Annotated in this window: 15 protein-coding genes and 1 pseudogene; 8 read left to right on the top strand and 8 right to left on the bottom strand. The window is 68.5% G+C overall.

The genetic code is table 11. From position 1 onward, the window contains the following. Window positions 1-108: 108 nt before the first annotated feature. Window positions 109-3,114: a helix-turn-helix transcriptional regulator gene (locus ACWDMM_RS30265; RefSeq protein ID WP_449940711.1), complete on the bottom strand. Its 3,006-nt coding sequence runs from the start codon at window positions 3,112-3,114 to the stop codon at window positions 109-111. Window positions 3,115-3,378: 264 nt separating this feature from the next. Here ACWDMM_RS30265 and ACWDMM_RS30260 point away from each other — a divergent pair, with 264 nt between their 5' ends. Beyond that, window positions 3,379-4,524, top strand: a complete 1,146-nt coding sequence (locus ACWDMM_RS30260; protein ID WP_449940709.1) for an epoxide hydrolase family protein — start codon at window positions 3,379-3,381, stop codon at window positions 4,522-4,524. A gap of 140 nt (window positions 4,525-4,664) precedes the next feature. Here the strand turns inward: ACWDMM_RS30260 and ACWDMM_RS30255 are convergent, their stop codons facing one another. Then, the gene (locus tag ACWDMM_RS30255; protein WP_357112310.1) at window positions 4,665-5,888 is read right to left on the bottom strand and encodes a helix-turn-helix domain-containing protein; all 1,224 of its coding nucleotides are present in this window, start codon (window positions 5,886-5,888) and stop codon (window positions 4,665-4,667) included. Window positions 5,889-6,076: 188 nt separating this feature from the next. On the opposite strand from ACWDMM_RS30255, the gene ACWDMM_RS30250 reads away from it, so the two are divergent. Beyond that, window positions 6,077-6,418, top strand: coding sequence for a hypothetical protein (locus ACWDMM_RS30250; RefSeq protein WP_449940706.1), 342 nt, complete (start codon window positions 6,077-6,079; stop codon window positions 6,416-6,418). Next, a complete protein-coding gene (locus ACWDMM_RS30245) occupies window positions 6,415-6,786 on the top strand; it encodes a hypothetical protein (RefSeq protein ID WP_449940703.1) in 372 nt (123 codons plus the stop codon). The genes ACWDMM_RS30250 and ACWDMM_RS30245 overlap by 4 nt, the downstream gene beginning before the upstream one ends. 339 nt (window positions 6,787-7,125) lie before the next feature. Here the strand turns inward: ACWDMM_RS30245 and ACWDMM_RS30240 are convergent, their stop codons facing one another. Further along, window positions 7,126-7,599, bottom strand: a complete 474-nt coding sequence (locus tag ACWDMM_RS30240) for an SRPBCC family protein (protein ID WP_357112303.1) — start codon at window positions 7,597-7,599, stop codon at window positions 7,126-7,128. A gap of 63 nt (window positions 7,600-7,662) precedes the next feature. Here ACWDMM_RS30240 and ACWDMM_RS30235 point away from each other — a divergent pair, with 63 nt between their 5' ends. Continuing rightward, the gene (locus ACWDMM_RS30235) at window positions 7,663-8,427 is read left to right on the top strand and encodes a metalloregulator ArsR/SmtB family transcription factor (protein ID WP_449940701.1); all 765 of its coding nucleotides are present in this window, start codon (window positions 7,663-7,665) and stop codon (window positions 8,425-8,427) included. A gap of 14 nt (window positions 8,428-8,441) precedes the next feature. Here the strand turns inward: ACWDMM_RS30235 and ACWDMM_RS30230 are convergent. Both ACWDMM_RS30230 and ACWDMM_RS30225 read right to left on the bottom strand, forming a co-directional pair. Continuing rightward, window positions 8,442-8,615: pseudogene (locus ACWDMM_RS30230) on the bottom strand (NAD(P)H-binding protein); the annotation flags it as partial. A 265-nt stretch (window positions 8,616-8,880) separates the two neighbouring features. Then, complete coding sequence (locus ACWDMM_RS30225; protein ID WP_449940697.1) at window positions 8,881-10,401, bottom strand: MFS transporter; 1,521 nt, start codon at window positions 10,399-10,401, stop codon at window positions 8,881-8,883. Between the two features lie 75 nt (window positions 10,402-10,476). On the opposite strand from ACWDMM_RS30225, the gene ACWDMM_RS30220 reads away from it, so the two are divergent. From ACWDMM_RS30220 to ACWDMM_RS30205, 4 genes are all read left to right on the top strand, one after another. Beyond that, the gene (locus ACWDMM_RS30220) at window positions 10,477-11,403 is read left to right on the top strand and encodes a LysR family transcriptional regulator (protein WP_357112294.1); all 927 of its coding nucleotides are present in this window, start codon (window positions 10,477-10,479) and stop codon (window positions 11,401-11,403) included. Between the two features lie 272 nt (window positions 11,404-11,675). After that, a complete protein-coding gene (locus tag ACWDMM_RS30215; protein ID WP_195081745.1) occupies window positions 11,676-12,230 on the top strand; it encodes a hypothetical protein in 555 nt (184 codons plus the stop codon). Then, on the top strand, window positions 12,227-13,363 hold the full coding sequence (locus ACWDMM_RS30210; RefSeq protein WP_195081746.1) for a hypothetical protein: 1,137 nt from the start codon (window positions 12,227-12,229) through the stop codon (window positions 13,361-13,363). The genes ACWDMM_RS30215 and ACWDMM_RS30210 overlap by 4 nt, the downstream gene beginning before the upstream one ends. A gap of 4 nt (window positions 13,364-13,367) precedes the next feature. Then, a complete protein-coding gene (locus ACWDMM_RS30205; protein WP_195081747.1) occupies window positions 13,368-14,357 on the top strand; it encodes an FAD-dependent oxidoreductase in 990 nt (329 codons plus the stop codon). A gap of 20 nt (window positions 14,358-14,377) precedes the next feature. On the opposite strand, the gene ACWDMM_RS30200 is transcribed toward ACWDMM_RS30205, so the two are convergent. The 3 genes from ACWDMM_RS30200 to cysD all read right to left on the bottom strand — a co-directional run bounded on the left by ACWDMM_RS30200 (window position 14,378) and on the right by cysD (window position 17,908). After that, window positions 14,378-14,800 (bottom strand): helix-turn-helix domain-containing protein, encoded by a 423-nt coding sequence (locus tag ACWDMM_RS30200; RefSeq protein ID WP_195081748.1) that lies wholly within the window; start codon window positions 14,798-14,800, stop codon window positions 14,378-14,380. Window positions 14,801-15,140: 340 nt separating this feature from the next. Beyond that, window positions 15,141-16,976: an adenylyl-sulfate kinase gene (gene cysC, locus ACWDMM_RS30195; RefSeq protein ID WP_357112282.1), complete on the bottom strand. Its 1,836-nt coding sequence runs from the start codon at window positions 16,974-16,976 to the stop codon at window positions 15,141-15,143. After that, window positions 16,976-17,908 carry a sulfate adenylyltransferase subunit CysD gene (cysD, locus tag ACWDMM_RS30190; RefSeq protein ID WP_449940692.1) on the bottom strand — a complete coding sequence of 311 codons (933 nt, stop codon included), beginning with the start codon at window positions 17,906-17,908 and terminating at the stop codon, window positions 16,976-16,978. The genes cysC and cysD overlap by 1 nt, the downstream gene beginning before the upstream one ends. Window positions 17,909-17,913: the final 5 nt, after the last annotated feature.

Genomic DNA, 17,913 nt, shown 5'->3' with positions numbered 1-17,913 from the left:
GCTCAGTGGCGTCGGCTCATGCGCGGAGGCAGGCAGTTGCCGCAGAGGAGGTGCCTCCGCGATCGCTTCAGGCGGGCCCACACAGTTCGCCGGGGATCGCGGTGGTCGTCATTCGGAGACGAGCAATCCGCGTTCTCGCGCGATCGCGGCCGCCTCGGTTCTGCTGGACGCCCCGAGCTTGGTGAGGATCCGCGAGACGTGCACACCCGCGGTGTTGGCGCTGATGAACAACTCGGCCGCGATCTGCCGGTTGCTCGCGCCCGTGGCCACCAGGCGTAGGACGTCGAGTTCACGCGGGGTCAGGCCCGAGGTACTCGCCGACCGGGCCGGGGCGGACGGGTTCCCGGCTTCGGCGAGGTCGATCCCGGCGCGGTCGGCCAGCTGTCTGGCTTGCTCGGCGAGGGGCGCCGCCGCCAACTCGTCCGCCAGCCCGAGGGCCGACCGCAGTGCGCCGCGTGCCGCCGCGCGATCACCCACGGCCAATTCCGCGCGGCCGGATTCGAGCAGGCCGCGCGCCAGCTCGTACGGCCGACTCAGGGCTCGCCAGGAGGAAGCCGCCGCGGCCCAGTCGGCGGGACGGCCGCTGCGCACCGCGTGGCAGGAAGCCCGGTACGCGGCGTCTACCGCGGTGGTCACCGGCAGCCTCGCGACAGCGGAGACGAGAACCATTGGCGCGCAACGTGTTCGGGCGATGGCCTCGGCCAGTGCCCACGCCTCGTGCGGGTGCGCGACCAGATCGTCCGCGGTCAGCGTCGCGGCGCCGATCTCGGCGGCGCGCTGCGGATTGCCCGCCGCGTGCGCTATCTCGGTCTGCACGGTGTGCAGCTGGATCTGATACTGCCTGGCCCAGCGCCGATTCCCGAGCAAGGGTTGCGCGGTCGCCGCGCTCGCCGCCGCGGCCTGGTCGTCCCCACGCGCGAGCATGATCCGCGCGTGACACAGCAGCAGCGCGGCGGTGCTCAACGGGGGCAACTGCTCGGTGAGCGATTCGTCGATCAGATCCAGCGCCTCGTTCCAGCGCCCCAGCGCTGTGAGCGCCTGCGCCCACTTGACCAGCAGGATCGGCGCGGCCTCGGCGAATCGGTAACTCTCGTGCGCGGCGCGCAACCCCTGCTGGATCGCCGTGATGGCCGCCTCGTCGGCGCCTGCCGAGACCAGCAGCGCCGTCTCCCACAGCACGACGGTCAGTAAGGTGCCCGGATCTCCCGCGGCCTCAGCGGCGGCATGCGCCCGCTCGAAATGGGTCATGGCGACGTCGGGACGGTTCGCGGTGGCCAGCCCGAGATAGGCGTGGGCACGCGCGGCAAGCGCGGCGGCGCTCCGGTCCTCGCGAAGGTCGTTCGTATGCCGCCGGTGCCTCGTCGCGGACGCGGCGTCGGCACCGGCCGTGTCTTCTGCTGCGACGCCCCCGGCCGGGTGCGTTGCGACCGCGCCCGGCGTGCGGAGCGCGATTGCCGACACCGACGAGGTGCCGCCGGCGGTCGGGCCACCACGTAACCGTTCGGCCACTTCGACAGCGGCCCGCGCAGCGTTCTCGGCCACGGCGGCGCCGCTGAACACCCGCACCGCGGCGAGTTCGGCGAGGATTTCACCGCGCAGCAGGGTCGGCTGGTCCGAAGGAAGATATGCCAGCGCCGCGAGCAGATCGTCTTCGCCGCCGCCGCTGCTCTGATTGCGCAGTCCGGCGCGGTAGTAGTGCAGGCACGCGGCACGCTCCGGGTCGGCCCCCGCATCGATGGTGGCCAGCGCCTCGTCGGCCGCTGCGATGCCGCGCTCGATGACGCCGCCGCGATGACACGCGGCCACGACCGCTGCCAAGACGTCGAGCCGATCGGCGTCCACCCGTCGCGCCGCTTCCGGTACGCGATCCCACAAATCGAGCACCCGGTCCAGGTGGCGCACCTGATCGCGGTGCGCGCTCACCCTTTCCGCCTCCGCCGCGGCGTCCCACGCGGCTTCGAATGCCAGCAGCAGGTCTCCGGCGGCATACGCGTGGTAGGCCAGTTCGGCGGCCGGGCATCGGTCCGCGCCCGGCTTCCTTCGCCGGGTAGCCAGGGCTTGGGAAAGTCTGCTGTGCAGTGCTTTTCGCTCCGCCGGTAGGAGGTCTCCGTAGACGGCGTCGCGGATGAGAACGTGCCGGAACTGGTAGCCCGTGTCGGTGGAAACCAGGAGCCGCTGGTCGACCAGCTGACGCAGTGCTGTGGCGAGCGCGCCCTCAGGGAGGTCGGAGGCGGCCGTCAGCAGGGTGTGCCGGACCGGCGACCCGGCCACCGCCGCGAGCCGCAGCACCGACGCGGTCTGATCGGGCAGGTCGGACAGGTGATCGAGCAACAGCTCCGACAGCTCGGCGGGCGTGTCCTCCGGTGCGGGATCGAGTGCCTCGACGTACAGCGGGATTCCCCTGCTGCGCTCGAAGATCCGCCCGATGGTCCCTGGCTCGGGCTCCCTGCCGCGCAGCGCGGCCAATTGCCTGCCGACCTCGTGCCTGGTCAGCGGTGCTGGATGCAGCAAGCGGACACTCGGGTCTCGGCGCAGGCTCGCGATCAGCTTGCGCAACGGCTCGGAATCGGCAGGCCGGTGGGTGCCGACCAAGAACAGATCGCCTTCGGCGATGTTGGCCACCAGGAAGGCGAGCAATTCCAGGCTGGCATCGTCGGCCCAGTGCAGATCTTCCAGCACCACCACCAGCGGCTTGGTCATCGAGAACTGTTCCAGCACGGTCAGGATCTCACCGAACAACCGGATCCTGTCGGTGTCGGCCTCCGCCGCGCCCGACCGCGCCGCCAGTTCCGGAAGCCAGCGCGCCAGCGCCGGTCGCATCGGAAGCAGCGTCGCGAGCGCCTCCACGCCCTGGTCACGCAGCAGTGTGCGGATGACCGCGACGAACGGCGTGAACGGCACCCCTTTCGCGCCGAATTCCGGGCACCTTCCGTATGCCACTACCGTACGAGCCCCGAGCCGCGTCCGGAACTCCGCGACCAACCGCGACTTGCCGATACCCGCCTCACCCCCGACCAGAACGGTATGCACCGCCGGGTCCCGATAGGCATCCTGCAACGCCGCGAGCTCAGCGGCCCGCCCCACAAACGCGCCGCACACCGGAAGGCTGACCACGGCGCGATCATGCCCGCACCGCGCGCTCGACGCCAGTTCGCGAGTGGCACACCATCGAGAGGTCTTCTCGGCCGATGCCGCAGTGGTGTGCCACTCGCGAACTCGGGACCGGGGGCGGCCTCGGCGCGACCAGCGCGCCGCCGGGTTCGTGGCCGATAGTGGTACGGCCCGGGTTCGGCGTTACTCGTCGGTGGGCTGGGCGAGTGCGGAAATAGTGACTTCTCGTGATTCGGCGGCCACCTCGTTACGCGAAGTATCAATGGCATGACGAACACCGAGATCCGCCCCTTCCGCATCGACATTCCGCAGGCCGACCTGGACGAGCTTCGGCTGCGGCTGGCGCGTACCCGCTGGATCGACGAACTGCCCGACGCCGGCTGGGAGCGCGGTGTGCCGACGGGGTACCTGAAGGAGCTGGCCGGGTACTGGGCCGAGAAATTCGACTGGCGTGCGGCCGAGGCGGAGCTGAACGCCTACCCGCAGTTCACCACCACCATCGACGGCCAGAACGTGCACTTCCTGCACGTGCGTTCACCCCGGGAGGACGCCACCCCGTTGTTGTTGCTGCACGGCTGGCCCAGTTCGGTGGCCGACTTCCGCGACGTGATCGGTCCGCTCACCGACCCGGACTCGGACGCGCCCGCATTCCACTTGGTCATCCCGTCGCTGCCCGGTCACGGCTTCTCCGGCCCGCTCACCGAGCGAGGCTGGAACGACGGCCGGATCGCGGCGGCGCTCGCCGAACTCATGGCTCGCCTCGGCTACGACCGCTACGGCGTGCAGGGCGGCGACCACGGCGCGTTCATCGCTCCGGCCCTGGCGCGGATCGACACCGACCACCTCCTCGGCGTACACGTCAACGCGCTGGTCACCTTCCCGACCGGCGACCCCGCCGACATGGCCGCCCTCACCGACGCGGAAAAGGCGCGACTCGCCGCGATGAAGAAATTCCAGGACGACGGCTCGGCCTACATGAACCTGCAAGGTTCTCGCCCAGACACCATCGCCCAGTTGCTCGCCGACTCCCCGGCCGGGCTGCTCGGCTGGATCGCGGAGAAATACCGCGAGTGGACCGACAGCGCCCACGACCTGCCCGAACAAGCCGTCGGTATCGACCGCCTGCTCACCACCGTGAGCATCTACTGGTTGACCGACACCGCCCGCAGCGTCGCCAACCTGTACTACGAACGCTTCCACGACGCCACCATGTTCGCCCCGAAACCGAAGGGCACCGTGCCCACCGGCGTCGCGGTCTTCAAGGACGGCGACTACGCCATCCGCCGCTTCGCGGAACGCACGCACAACATCACCCACTGGTCGGAGTTCTACTCCGGCGGGCATTTCCCGGCACTCGAGGTGCCGGAGCTGCTGATCGGCGACATCCGCGAGTTCTTCCGGTCGCTCGGCTGACCCGGCAAGCCGAGGGGTAGGCGGCGGTCGTCGCCTGCCATTCGATTCCACGGCCGCTACTTATCCTTGCAGTTCGTCGGACGCAGTTCGCGCGAACGGGCCAGTCAGATGCGGAACGTGGTGGCCTCAACGCAAATACGTCAGCCGCGATCGATCCCGCACCAAGCGGCGAAACCTCGGACACTCTCATTGCTGCGTGCGTCGTCGCGTGCGAGGACGCGGATGGTCTCGTGCACCATGGGGTGGTAGCGGGTCTGCGTCGGCGCGATCTCCTTGGCTTTGCGCAAGGACGTAAGGGCTTTCGTCCGATCGCCGTGGAGCAGGAATCCGCGGGCCAGGTCGATGTAATGGTGGCCCGCGCGCTCCCGGGGCGTCGTGGCCGGGAGACGCACGTGCTCGGCGCGTTTCACCGCCTCGGTGCCATCCATCATCTCGACGGCCAGCCCGACCGACCAGATGCCGACATTCGTGACGCCGAAGCAGAGCCGGTAGTCGTCTCGGTCGCCACCGAGGCGGCGGGCAGTCTCCCGCGCTTCGGCGAGGTGTTCGTCGGCTACATCGCGCCGCCCCGCGCGAGCTGCGGCGAGACCGGATTTCAGGTGCAGATTGCCCCACATGCTGAGGACAGCCGGATCGTTGCCGCTGATCTCGGATTCGAGGGTTGCGCGGCTGGATTCGAGAAAGCGCAGCGCGGTAGACCATTCGGCCGTGCAGATCAGCTCGCCCGCGCGCTGATAATCGCCCGCGAGGACGGCCAGTTGATCACCGGATTGCGCGGCTGCCCATTCGTACCGCTCGACGCACAGCGAGGAAAGGTCGATGTAGCCGAGTTTGTACACGAGTTGCCCGGTCGCGGCGAACACTTCGGCGAGGAGCCCGAAGAGGCGCTCGCGCTTCGCTCCGCTCGCGTTGTGCCATGCGACGCGGAGGTCCGCGAGCAGGCCGGGTAGGAGCGTGCCGAGATCGCCGAGGTTGACGGAGTGACGCATCGCGGACGCCCTCGCGACGTCAGCGGCGAGTTCGCGTTCGGGCCGTGCGTTCATCGCGCCGTCCGGCTCGATCTTGTAAGCGGCCAGTTCACGGCGGATCTCGGGTACCCCGGCATGCACTTGCTGTTCGTCGCGGGTCTGGCGTGGGTAGGGCTGCTCTAGGAGGTCGGCGAGGTTCACCCGCAGCGCGCGGGCGCAGGCCGCGACGAAAGCCGGAGACGCGGGCGCGCGGCCGCGTTCGACCTTGCGGACCAGGCTCGCCGAGAAGTTCGCTTCCCGCGCGAGTCTCTCCTGGCTCCATCCCGCTAGCTTCCTTGCGACACGTACTTTGTCGCCGACACCGGACTCCTGGGTCATCGTCATCACGGATTCCATTCCACAGACTTCCTTATCCCCAGGGTGACAAATCTTTTGCCGATTCGCTGTCTTGTTCGTCGGTCACAGTTTGTTCCGGCCTCGGCGCCGGGTGAGCACATCCCTTGTCTCAGCTCTGATCGCGTTCCCAGGGGCCAAGCGATCCCCGGCGCCGGGTGCCACACCACATCGACGGATAAGGGGTGGACATGGTGGAAATCGCGCTGGGCTATATCCGGCTGGATCAGTCCGGCAAGGACCACGTCGAGGAGGAGCGCGCGATTCGGGCGCTAGCCGAACGAAAGGGCTATCCCGAGCCGGAAGTGCTGGTCGTGGATCGCGATGCGCTGATGCCGACGCTGCTGCTTGTACAGGAGATCCGCCGGGTGGGCGCTTCGGCCGTCATCGCTCCGACTCGGGAGCACATCTGGACTGCCAGGCGTGCGCTCACGGAGGAGGTGGCACTGATTGTCGTTGTGCCCGAGCAGATGTGGGAGCGCGGGCACCGGTGGCCGCCCTTCGGATCGTCGGAGAGCGGGGTGGGCGTTTGATGTCCGGCTGGTCCGAGTTCGGCACAGCGCTGATGGTGGGGGCGGTCGCGGTCGCAGTACTGCTGACGGTCTTCTTCGCGGCGAGCCGATGGTGGCGGAAGCCGTTGCGTGGTCCGAGCGTCTATCACATCGCCGAACGCGTGGGCCATGAGCAACTGTGCCTGCTGGGCTGGCCGCCATTGGGTTGGCCTGCGGTAGAGCCGAGAGACGGCCCGGAATTCGCTCCCGGCGATGCGCACGCGCTCATGCAGGTGCATTTGGAATGCGATGCGAACGAATGCTCGTGGAAATGCGCGGCGGTCGAGGCTCTGCGGCTCACGGGCCGGATGCGCCCTTCCAAGTATCCGCGCCGTCCGGACCGCCATTGACCCACCGGTCGGCAACCGTCACGTGCTCCGCGAACCGCCGCCTCGTCGTCACGACGGGCCGTAAATTGCCTCGGCATCGCGGAGCAACAGCATCACCGGCCCCGTACTCGGAGGGTCAGACGCTCGCGACAGCGGTGATATCGCGTGGAAGCACCGTAATCAGGACTCGCTCGCGGACCGGAGGCCGTCGAGCGGCGTCTGGAGCGATGGTGTGATCGACGTATTTCCTTCGGAGGCGTTGAGTCCACAGACCGTTCTTGTGAGCCCACTGATCAGTCGACGTGGTGCGTCGAGGCTGCCCGCGCTGCTGGTTTCGGGTTCGGTCGTCCGGTCCGGAAACTAGCTGCCGGAGACGATGGCGGCGAGGTTGGCGAGCTCGTTCTCCCGTCCCTGGGTGAGGCGCTGAGTCCAGACGTCGTCGTGCATGGCGTCGACGGTCATGACCACGCGGACGCCCGCGTCGGTCGGCTCGAGCTCGACGGTGGTGAGGAATTCGTACGGCTCGACGCCGGGGATGAAGTCGGCCAGGGAGGTGTAGGCGAGCCGGTCGGGGCCGTCGATGTCGGTGAACGTCTTGCGGGACTCGGTCGACAGTGGCATGCCCGCGGATCGCATGAATTCGATCTGCTCGGGGGCGGTCGCGGTCATCGTGTAGACCAGTTCGCCGCCAGGGCGCAGGTCGAGCTGGTCGACGCGGACGGTGAAACCGGCGGGCGCCCACCACTTCTCGATGCCCGCCGGGGTGGTCCACAGTTCCCAGATCGCCTGGGCGGTGGCGGGGTAGTCGCGTTCGATGCGGATCTGCTCGGACATGTCGTGCTCCTGGTTCAGAAATATTCCTTGAAAGGAATATATCTGAGGAGGCATGCTTGGTCAATGGACCCCGCACTATTCGCCGCTCTGGCCGAACCGAACCGCATGCGGATCGTGGAGTTGCTGAACGCCGCGCCGCGTCCGGTCGGCGAGATCGCTACCGCACTCGGCCTGAGACAACCGCAGACGACCAAACATCTGCAGGCGCTCCAGCGCGCGGGCCTGGTGGTAATGGAACCGCTCGGGCAGCGCCGCATCTACGCCCTGCGCCGGGGTCCGCTGCGCGAGCTGCGACAGTGGCTGGCGGGATTCGAGGCCGACCATCCCTCGGAGTCGGTGCTCGCGGAATACCGGGTGGCAATCGCCGCCGAGCCGTTGTCGGCCCACGAATTCCATCGGACGCTGTCGGCGCCGCCGGCGACCGTGTGGGAGTGGTGGACCTCGCCCGGCCTGGCGCGCCGGTGGTGGCACCCAGCGCATTTCGAGGTCGCCGACTGCGTCTTGCGGCCGGTCGTCGGGGGCGCCCTGTCGATCGTGCTCCGCGAGGGGGACGGTGCGCTGTATTCCAGCGCCGGGCGCTACCTCGAAGTCGTTCCGCCCGAACGGCTCCGGTTCGAGTTGTCACCGCTGGACGGCAACGGGACCCCGTTGTTCCGGGCCGACCATCTCCTCGAGTTGACCAGCGTCACCGGCGGCACCCGCGTCGACCTACAGATCGACGTGTCCGACCCGGCCCCGGGCTCGGAACCGGCCATGGCCGGCATCCGCTTCGGCTGGAATCAGCTGCTGGACAACCTCTCTCACGTCATCAACTCGACCACAAGCTGATTCGGCTACCGAGTGATGCTGTCGAGCTCATCGAGGTCGCCGCGTCTCGCCCGGGCTCCTTTCCGCTCGAGCGCGGCGGCCGATGCATCCGAACGGGCGAGCCCGGTGACCTCGTGACCAGCGTCCAGCAACTGGTCGACGACGGCCGAACCGATCCATCCGGTCGCTGCGGTGACAAAGATTTCCATGCTGATACTCCTTCGTGTAGGTCCGCGACTACTTCGCTGATTCGATCCGGCGGCGAGCGGAGCGGCAACCAGCGGTCTGTGATGTAGGCGGACGCCCGTAACCCGTGCAGAGGTATCCGCTGGTCGGCTGCCGGTGCCGACACGGCGCAGCGCACTGGGCAAAGCGCCGAATCGGCCGGCATATTGAGCTGATGGCGGCTATTGGGGGAAAGCTGTTCGATGGTTGTCGGACTACCGCACCCGATATGTCGATATCGTCCGCTGATCAACCGGCGGCGGGCCCCCTCCGCCGGGACAGCGCAGACTGCAGCACCACCAGACCGCCGAGGACGAGTACGGTCACGCCGATCGCGCGGAGTCCGGCGTCCGCGCCCGAGACGAACGCCGTTATCACTTCGGTGGCGCGATCGGGGGCGGTCGAGGCGAGGGCTTCGGCCACGGTGTGCGGGGAACGGCCGGCGCGGATGTCCGGCGGCAGGGCGGCGGCGAACCGTGCGGTGAGCACCGTGCCGATGACGGCGACGCCCAAGGCGCTGCCGAATTCCCTGGTGGTGGCTTGCAGTCCCGCTCCGACTCCGGCCTGCTCCCGCGGCAGCGCACCGGCGATGGCGCCGGAGAGCGTCGGAAGCGCCAGTGCCACACCGATTCCGGTGACCACGAGCCACGCCGCGTAGGCGACATAGGACGTCTGCGTGCCGCTGGTGGACAGTCCGAGCAGTCCGCAGCCGACGAACGCGAAGGCCAGCGCGATGGTCGCGTCGAGGCCGATGCGTCCCGAGACGCGTCCGGCGTGTCGTGCGCCGAGGATGATCGGGAGGGTCAGCGGCACGATGCCCAGCCCGGTGCGCAGCACGCCGAACCCCTTGCCGTACTGCAAGAACGACGCGTTGACATAGAACAGCGCGAACATGCCGAAGAAGACCGCCGTCATACCGAGGCAGGCACTGCGCAGGCCGGGTACTCGGAACAACCGGGGATCCAGCAGCGGGTGCTCGACCTTCAGTTCCACCACCGTCCACACGGCGAACAGCACAGCGGCGCAGACGAACCCGGACACGACCATCACACTGTCCCACCCCGCCTCCGGCCCTTGGACGATGCCGAGCAGCAGCGCGACCGACGCACCGACGAGCAACACCGTGCCGAGCGGGTCGAGGCGGCGATCATGCCGCGGCGACACCGGCGCGACGCGTCCCACCAGCGCGGCGAGAACCAGGCAGATCGGCACGACGGCGGCGAACATCCACCGCCACGATCCGCCCGACAGGATCGACCCGCCGCCGACGTTGCCGACGACTCCGCCGATGCCCGTCATCGAGGCCCAGGTGGCGATGGTCGCCCCCTTGCGTTCGGCGGGGACGGCGTGCAGCAGGACCGAAAGGGTGTTGGGCAGCACGGCGGCGGCGCCGACTCCGGTGATCGCACGGCCCGCCAGCAGCAGCGCCACGTTCGGTGCGAGCGCGCAGAGCAGTGCGCCCGCCGCGAACAGCACCAGCCCGATGAGCAGCACTCCCTTGCGCCCGAAACGATCTCCGGCGGCACCGCCTGGGATCACCAGGCACGCGAAGACGATCACGTAGGTGTCGACGATCCAGATCAGCGCCGAGGCGGACGGGTGAAGCGCGCTCGCGGAGAGCATCGGGACGGCGAGATTGATGGCGGCGACCATCCCGACGACGAGCACCACGCAGGCGCACATCACCGCGAGCAGGCCACGCCGGGTGACGGGAGGGGACATCGGGTCCGGTGACGGCGCACGATCCCGGGTCAAGACATTGAACGGCATGTCGACGACGGTATGGACCTCGCGTGTCTGCATGCCACGCAACTTTGGCAATTATCTCTTGCGTACCATGCAACTATGGCGGAGCAGCTCGATCTGAACCTGCTGCGCGTGTTCGACGCGCTGATCCAAGAAGGCAGCGTCACGGCGGCTTCCGAGCGCCTGCATCTGTCCATCCCGGCGACCAGCCGGGCACTGGGCCGCTTGCGCCGGGCGATGAACGACCCGATCTTGGTACGGGCCGGTCGCGGAATGGCTCCCACACCGTTCGCGCTGCGCACCGCTCCGCGAGTGCGGTCGCTGCTCGACGAGGCATCCGCACTGATCAGCGCCGACCGCGAGGTCTCGATCGGCGAGCTGAAGCGCACCTTCACGATCCGCATCAACGACGGCGTCGCGGCGACACTGGCGACGGCTGCGGTCGAAGCCACGGCCGCCGCCGCTCCCGGCGTGGTGCTGCGCTTCGTCACCGAAGGCAGCGAAAGCGCCGAGGCCCTCCGCGACGGCTCGGTCGATCTCGATATCGGCGTCGGCGACGTCGCGGCTCCCGACATCCGGACAGCCGTGCTGTATCGGGAACGAATGGTCGGCATCGTCCGAGCCGACAGCCCGCTGGGCATGCGCCGCCGCCCGACCTTGCGCCAACTGTGCCGCCATCCGCACGTCTCGGCCTCCCGCCGCGGCCGGGCGCGCGGACCGCTCGACGACGCACTCGACGCCGTCGGGCTGCAACGCCACGTCGCGGCCGTCGTCCCGTCCTTCGCGGTCGCGGCGCTACTGGTCGCCACGAGCCGCTACGTCGGCCTCGTCCCGCAGCGCCTCGCCGAACAGTACGGCCCGGCTCTCGGCATCCGCTGGTTCCCCCTGCCCGACACCTTGCCGGAAGTCGATGTGCGCCTGCTCTGGCACGCCCGCCTCGACGCCGACCCGGCCCAGCGCTGGCTGCGCGACACGCTCCGCGCCGCGCTGTGCGGCGAGAACACCGGAGTCGATTCACTCGGCTGAATGACACCATGTCGCGCCGGATCGGGTCGGGCCGCGCAATGACAACCGCGAATGCTACGCCACGGCAGCCCGATTCGGACTGATGCTGTTCGGTCGCGGTGATGGTACTTTGAACGCCGAACCGCCGGGCACGGGGCTTGGAACGGCATCGGTCGATCAGGCGCGGCGCTCGGCATCGTATTCGTACCGTTCGACACACCGGTTGCCGAAGGTCGGGCGGTGGGGTGGGCTGCGGAGTGTGACGTCTGATGATTCCCGTGTGGCGCGGGCGCGTGAGACGCTCGCCCGGCGATCCGGCGGCGATCGCCGGAAGTGGGCCGGACGCGGAATCGCGTTTCGTCCCGAACCCCGCGATGGTGCGTGAGGTCGAACATCGCACCCGGCTGCTGCTTCAGCGCATGCAGGTGCGTGAACTGCTGACCATGCGCCAGCTGATCGAGCGCTACTGCGAGTTCACCGGCGCCACGGTGCTGCTGCAGGAAAAGCTGCTGCCGGTCGATTGCTTCTTCGCGATCACGCTGAAGCTCTCGGCGCCGCCCGACACGTATGTCATCGCGTACCAGAAGGCGACACCCGCCTGGCATCAGGATCACGGCATCGGGCACGAGTTCGGTCACATCATCGCCGGGCACTACGAGACCGGAAGCGTGCACCGCCATTCGGCGATGTCCCCGGAACGGGAATGGGAAGCGGAGTACACCGCGAACCTGCTGGCGCGGTGGGCATATCAGGTGAGCCGGGTGCTCGACCGGCAGCGCGCCCTGCGTCCGATGCAGCGAGAAGAAGACCCGTCCCTGCCGCTGCAGGAGAGAATGGGCTGGCTGTGATCTACATACCGCACGGGTGGCTCATCGCGGCATTCACCGTGGCCATGATCTGGAAGGCGAGTCAGTACCGCCGGAACAAGGACGTCGCTCTGCTCGCGGTGGTCGGGGCGTTCTTCTTCCTGGCGTCGGGATATTCCTTCGGAGAGTATGTCCAGGATCGGTCGGATCCGTGGTTGCTGACCGCGATGGAATACGAATTCATCGGCACCGTGCTGCTGGTGGGCGGCAAGGTCTGCATCGTCGCGTTCTTCGTGCTGGCCGCGCGGCACACCGCGCAGACGAAGAAGATCCTGATCGCCGTCGCCGTCCCGCTGGTCGCCTCCATCGCGGCCTTGGCGGTGTTCGCCGTCGCCGCCGGGCCGGACGCGAAGCCCTATGGGTTCACCGACCCTGCCGTGGTCGGTTTCTCGCTCGGCGAGAAGGTGATCACCGTGCCGATCGGGGTGCTGATCGTCTACTACTGCGTCGCATACCTGCGGTTGCTGTCGGGGACGCCTGCGCACGGCATCATGCTGGCGGTGATCGGTGCGGTGTTGATGCTCGCGGCGACCGTGGCGTTCACCGTTCAGCTCGGTTATCACGCCGCATCGGCGAAGCCGCCGCGAGCGCTCGTCGTGCTCGGTCGATGGGAGGTCTATCTGGGGCAGTTCATCTTCCTGCTGGGCGTGTCCTGGTATGGCTTGGTGATGCGGATCCGAGCCTTGGTCGCCGGCCTCGGGGCACTGCGTGACGTTTTGCTGCTCTGGCGGCTGTGGCGTTTCGCGGTCGGCGTGATCACCCGGTTCCTTCCGGAACGGCCGAATCCCGCTTTCCGACTCCGGCAACCGCTGGCCGCCATCATGGAGCGGCGTCAAGCGATGATGGTCGACATTCGCGATGCCCTGATGTTGCTCAGTCCCCAAGTCGACCCGACGTCGACCGCCACGCTTTCCGGATACGCGCGCGAACTCCAGCGCGTCGCCACGGCCAATCGCGAGCGGCCGGTGCTGTACGGTGAGCCGCACCGCGCGGCCGTGGACAAGGCTGATACGTTCGACGCCGACCGTAAACTGCTCGTGGCCTTGGCGGCCAGCCTGGGGGAGGACATGATTCGGGTGCGTCGTCGATGGTTCCGCCCAGCGGTGAAGGTGTGACCTGATGTTTCGAGCCGAAGTCATCGGTTGCGGTATCGGAGGGGCATGTGCGGCACTCGCGATGGCGAAAGTCGGTGTCCGCGTTCAAGTCTACGAGCACGCGACGCGCGCGGCCGATGTGGGCGGCTGGGTCACGCTCGGTCCGGCGGCATCGACCGCGCTCGACCAGATCGGATTGGGGGAAAGGGTCAGGGCTGCCGGATTCCCGGTGGTCGGCGTCAGCACCGTCGACACGGTCACCGGACGGGCGAGTTCCTTCCCCCGGACCGAGCCCGGTCATCGCTGGTCGAGTACCCATGTGTGGCGCAGGGATCTGCTGGCCGTGTTGCGCGAAGGACTGGACCGAGCGGATATCTCTTGCGACTACGGAACTCGGGCCGACCCCGGTGGACGCACGGGCGATCTGCTGGTCGGCGCGGACGGCGCTCGTTCGGCTACCCGGCGCATGCTCGGCGATCGCCGTGAGCCCACCTACACCGGCCAGTCGATCCGGTACGGGCACTTCCCGGAACCGGTGCGCGGGCTGCCGACGAACGTGCTGCACTTCTGGTCGCATCCGGACGGAGTGGTGGGGTATGTGGGGGACGATCGCGATGGATCGTTCTGGTTCAGCAGACGGAACGTCGCTTCCGCGGCCACGGTGACCGATCCCGACGTGTTCCTCGACGCCCTGCGGGTCACGCCGGTGGCGGAAGTGCTGGAGCGCTCCGAGGTGAGCGCGCCGATCGCGCTGTACGAACTGGAACCCGAGGGAAGGTGGCACAACGCGGACACGGTGCTGATCGGCGATGCGGCGCATGCCGTTTCACCGGCGGCGGGGCGGGGTGCGACTTCTGCCATCGAGGACGCGATCGTCTTGGCGAAGGCGTTGCGCAGTGCGAACTCTATTGCCGCCGCGTTGGATTCGTACACGGAAGTTCGCCGCCCGATAGCGCAAGCGACCTTCCGGCCCGGTGCCGCGCCGCGAATCCCGGCGGCCGACCTGCGGCTCTGATACGGGGCGACAGCCGTCGCTCAGCCAGTGGTCTCCTCGTCTTCCTCGGTGGCGGCCGGTCGGCGATAGAGTTCGTGCTGCTGGAGGTCGCGGAGGATATTGCCGACTATGGCTCCGAACGTCGACCTGCCCAACTCGTTCAGTGTGCTGAGTTCGGACAGGCGGAAGCCGATCGCCTCGACGCCCGCCTCGGAAAGCTGTGCGGCCAGCCGCGAGTCGACGTCGGCTTGCTGTGCGGCGGCGCCGTCGAGGAATTCGCGCACGTCCACGCCCAGCGCCACGGAAATCCCTTCGATGGTGCGGAAACTCGGGTTGCGGACACGTCCGAGCCGGATGTGCGACACCTGCGCCGGGCTGAGCGGATAGCCGAGCGCGGTCGAGCGCTCGGCGATGTCCTTGTTGGAGTAGCTACGCGCATCCCGCTGCTGGGCGGCGGCGATCACCCGATTGAGGTGCCGCGCGATAGGACCGGCGTCCTCCGCCTGCAGCTCGGTGAAGTCCTCTCCATCCGCAGACACGACCTGTGCCACCAACCTCCCGATTCGGCCCGTCCCCGTGGAACCATGGTATCGGCATGTAAAGGATCAGAGCGCACCGGCTAGAAATCTAGCGCTTTACAATCGGATCCTAGCGCCCTACGCTCGTATCCGAACCGATTACGGGGATGTCGCCGAAGCCGGCTTCGTGTATCGACTGTGGAGGGGATAGCCGATCCACGAAGCCGGCTCCGGCGGTCAGCTACGGACCGTCGATCGGCACGGCGGCCGCCGCACCGAGGCCGGATCAATCCATCCGGCTCAACCGCGCGAGGATCGTCGCCGCCATCGCCGCCGGATCCCCGTGGTCGGGCCGCAGCACGATCTCGGCTTCGGTCGGCGCTTCGTAGGGGTCGTCGATGCCGGTGAATCCGCGGATCTCGCCCGCTCGGGCCTTGGCGTACATGCCCTTCGGGTCGCGGGCCTCGCAGACCGCCAGTGGCGTGTCGACGAAAACCTCGAGGAACGGGATGCCCGCCGCTTCGTGGGCGGCGCGGGCGCGGTCGCGGTCGGCGCGGTAGGGGCTGATCAGCGAAACGACCGCCACCACACCGGCTTCGGCGAACAGTTTCGCCACTTCGCCCACGCGCCGCACGTTCTCTTCCCGGTCGGCCGCGCTGAATCCGAGATCGGAGTTCAAGCCGTGGCGCAGGTTGTCGCCGTCGAGGAGGAACGCCGGGCGGCCCGCCGCCACGAGTCTGCGCTCCAACTCCACCGCGACGGTGGACTTCCCCGAGCCCGACAAGCCGGTGAGCCAGACCGTCAGGCCGCGGGTGGCGCGCTCGTCACGCTCGACGGCGGTGGAGTGCCAGACCACCCGGGACGAAGGCAGGCTCGGGCCGGTGATCATGCCCGCGGCGACGGTGTTGTTCGTGGTGTCGTCGACGAGGATGAAACTGCCGGTGGCGCGGTTGCGCCGGTAGGGGTCGAACAGCAAGGGCTGGCGGGTGCGCAGCTGGACGCGGCCGATCTCGTTGAGCGACAATGCCTCCGCGTGCTCGTCGCGGTGCAGGGTATTGACGTCCAGCCGGTAGTCGAGCGAGCGCACCTCGGCGGTGGCCGCCCGGGTGGTGTGCCGGATGGTGTAGGTCGCGCCGGGGGTGAGCTGGGTGTCCTCGGCGAACCAGCACACCATCGCGTCCAGGTCGCGTCCCGTGTTCGGCCGGTTGTTCGGGCGGCAGATCAGGTCGCCGCGGGAGATGTCCAGCTCGTCGGCGAGCTGGATGGTGACCGCCTGCGGCGGGAACGCTTCCGCGACGGGTGCGCCGCCCGGCCCCCAGATCGCCTCCACCGTGGTGGTGAAGCCCGACGGCAGCACCGCCACTTCATCGCCCGGTTTGAATACCCCGCCCGCCACCGTGCCCGCGTAGCCGCGGAAGTCATGGGCGTGACTGCGGGTGACGTACTGGACCGGAAAGCGGGAGTCGATCAGGTTGCGGTCGGAGGCGATGTGCACCTCTTCGAGGTGGTGCAGCAGGGGAGTGCCCTCGTACCACGGCATGCTCGCGCCCCGGTGCACGATGTTGTCGCCGTGCAGCGCCGACACGGGAACGAAGGTCAGATCGGAGACGTCGAGTTTGGAGGCGAAGCGCGCGAACTCCTCGCGGATCTCCTCGAACCGGTCCTGCGACCAGTCCACCAGGTCCATCTTGTTCACGCACAACACCAGGTGCGGGATGCCGAGCAAGCTGGCCAGGAACGCGTGCCTCCGGGTCTGCTCGACCACGCCTTTGCGGGCGTCCACCAGGATCAGCGCCAGGTCGGCGGTGGACGCGCCGGTCACCATGTTGCGGGTGTACTGGACGTGCCCCGGGGTGTCGGCGATGATGAATTTCCTTCTGGGCGTGGCGAAATAGCGATGGGCCACGTCGATGGTGATGCCTTGCTCGCGTTCGGCGCGCAGGCCGTCGGTGAGCAGCGCGAGGTTCGGGTAGTCGTCGCCGCGGTCGCGGCTGGTGCGCTCCACGGCGGCGAGCTGATCGGTGAACAGCGTCTTGGAGTCGAACAGCAGCCTGCCGATCAGCGTCGATTTGCCGTCGTCGACGCTGCCCGCGGTGGCCAGGCGCAACAGTGTGGTCGTCATCAGAAGTAGCCTTCGCGTTTGCGGTCTTCCATCCCCGCCTCGGAGATGCGGTCGTCGGCGCGGGTGGCGCCGCGCTCGGTGACCCGCGCGGCGGCGACCTCGGCGACCACCTCCGCGGGCGTGGCCGCGTTCGACTCGACGCAGCCGGTGCAGGTCGCGTCGCCGACGGTGCGGAACCGTACGGTGGCCTCGTACGGCTCCTCGCCGTCGAGCAGCTGGAGAAAACGGGTGTGCGCCAACAGCATTCCGTCGCGTTGCACCACCGGCCTGCGGTGCGCGTAGTACAGCGCGGGCAGCTCGATGCCTTCGGCGGCGATGTAGCTCCAGATGTCCAGTTCGGTCCAGTTCGACAGCGGGAACACGCGGATGTGCTCGCCGGCCCGGTGCCTGCCGTTGTAGAGGTTCCACAGTTCGGGGCGCTGCCTGCGCGGATCCCACTGGCCGTACTCGTCGCGGAAGCTGAACACCCGCTCCTTGGCGCGCGCCTTCTCCTCGTCGCGGCGCGCGCCGCCGAAGACCGCGTCGAACGAGCCCTCCTGGATCGAGCGCAGCAGCGCCGTCGTCTGCAACCGGTTGCGCGACGCGCGCGGCCCGGTCTCCTCGACCACCCGTCCCGCATCGATGTCGTCCTGTACCCGCCCGACCACCAGGCGCAGCCCCAGGCGCGCCACCGTCTCGTCGCGGTAGGCGATCACCTCGTCGAAATTGTGCCCGGTGTCGATGTGCAGCACCGGGAACGGCAGCGGCGCCGGCCAGAAGGCCTTGGCCGCCAGGTGCAGCATCACCACCGAATCCTTGCCGCCGGAGAACAGCAACACCGGGCGCTCGAATGTCGCTGCCACTTCACGGAATATGTGCGCCGACTCGGCCTCGAGCGCGTCCAGATGGGGCAGCTCGTAGGTGCTCGCCGTCGACTTCGCGTACTGGCTCACACCGC

Source organism: Nocardia sp. NPDC003726 (assembly GCF_053586955.1).
The sequence above is the reverse complement of the archived record's forward strand: the minus strand, read 5'-3'. Positions and strand labels throughout refer to the sequence as shown.

Coding starts and splice junctions, on each gene's coding strand:
- ACWDMM_RS30260 (WP_449940709.1), top strand. CDS start 3,379: ATGACGAACACCGAGATCCGCCCCTTCCGCATCGACATTCCGCAGGCC.
- ACWDMM_RS30255 (WP_357112310.1), bottom strand. CDS start 5,888: ATGGAATCCGTGATGACGATGACCCAGGAGTCCGGTGTCGGCGACAAA.
- ACWDMM_RS30250 (WP_449940706.1), top strand. CDS start 6,077: ATGGTGGAAATCGCGCTGGGCTATATCCGGCTGGATCAGTCCGGCAAG.
- ACWDMM_RS30240 (WP_357112303.1), bottom strand. CDS start 7,599: ATGTCCGAGCAGATCCGCATCGAACGCGACTACCCCGCCACCGCCCAG.
- ACWDMM_RS30235 (WP_449940701.1), top strand. CDS start 7,663: ATGGACCCCGCACTATTCGCCGCTCTGGCCGAACCGAACCGCATGCGG.
- ACWDMM_RS30225 (WP_449940697.1), bottom strand. CDS start 10,401: ATGCCGTTCAATGTCTTGACCCGGGATCGTGCGCCGTCACCGGACCCG.
- ACWDMM_RS30220 (WP_357112294.1), top strand. CDS start 10,477: ATGGCGGAGCAGCTCGATCTGAACCTGCTGCGCGTGTTCGACGCGCTG.
- ACWDMM_RS30205 (WP_195081747.1), top strand. CDS start 13,368: ATGTTTCGAGCCGAAGTCATCGGTTGCGGTATCGGAGGGGCATGTGCG.
- cysC (WP_357112282.1), bottom strand. CDS start 16,976: ATGACGACCACACTGTTGCGCCTGGCCACCGCGGGCAGCGTCGACGAC.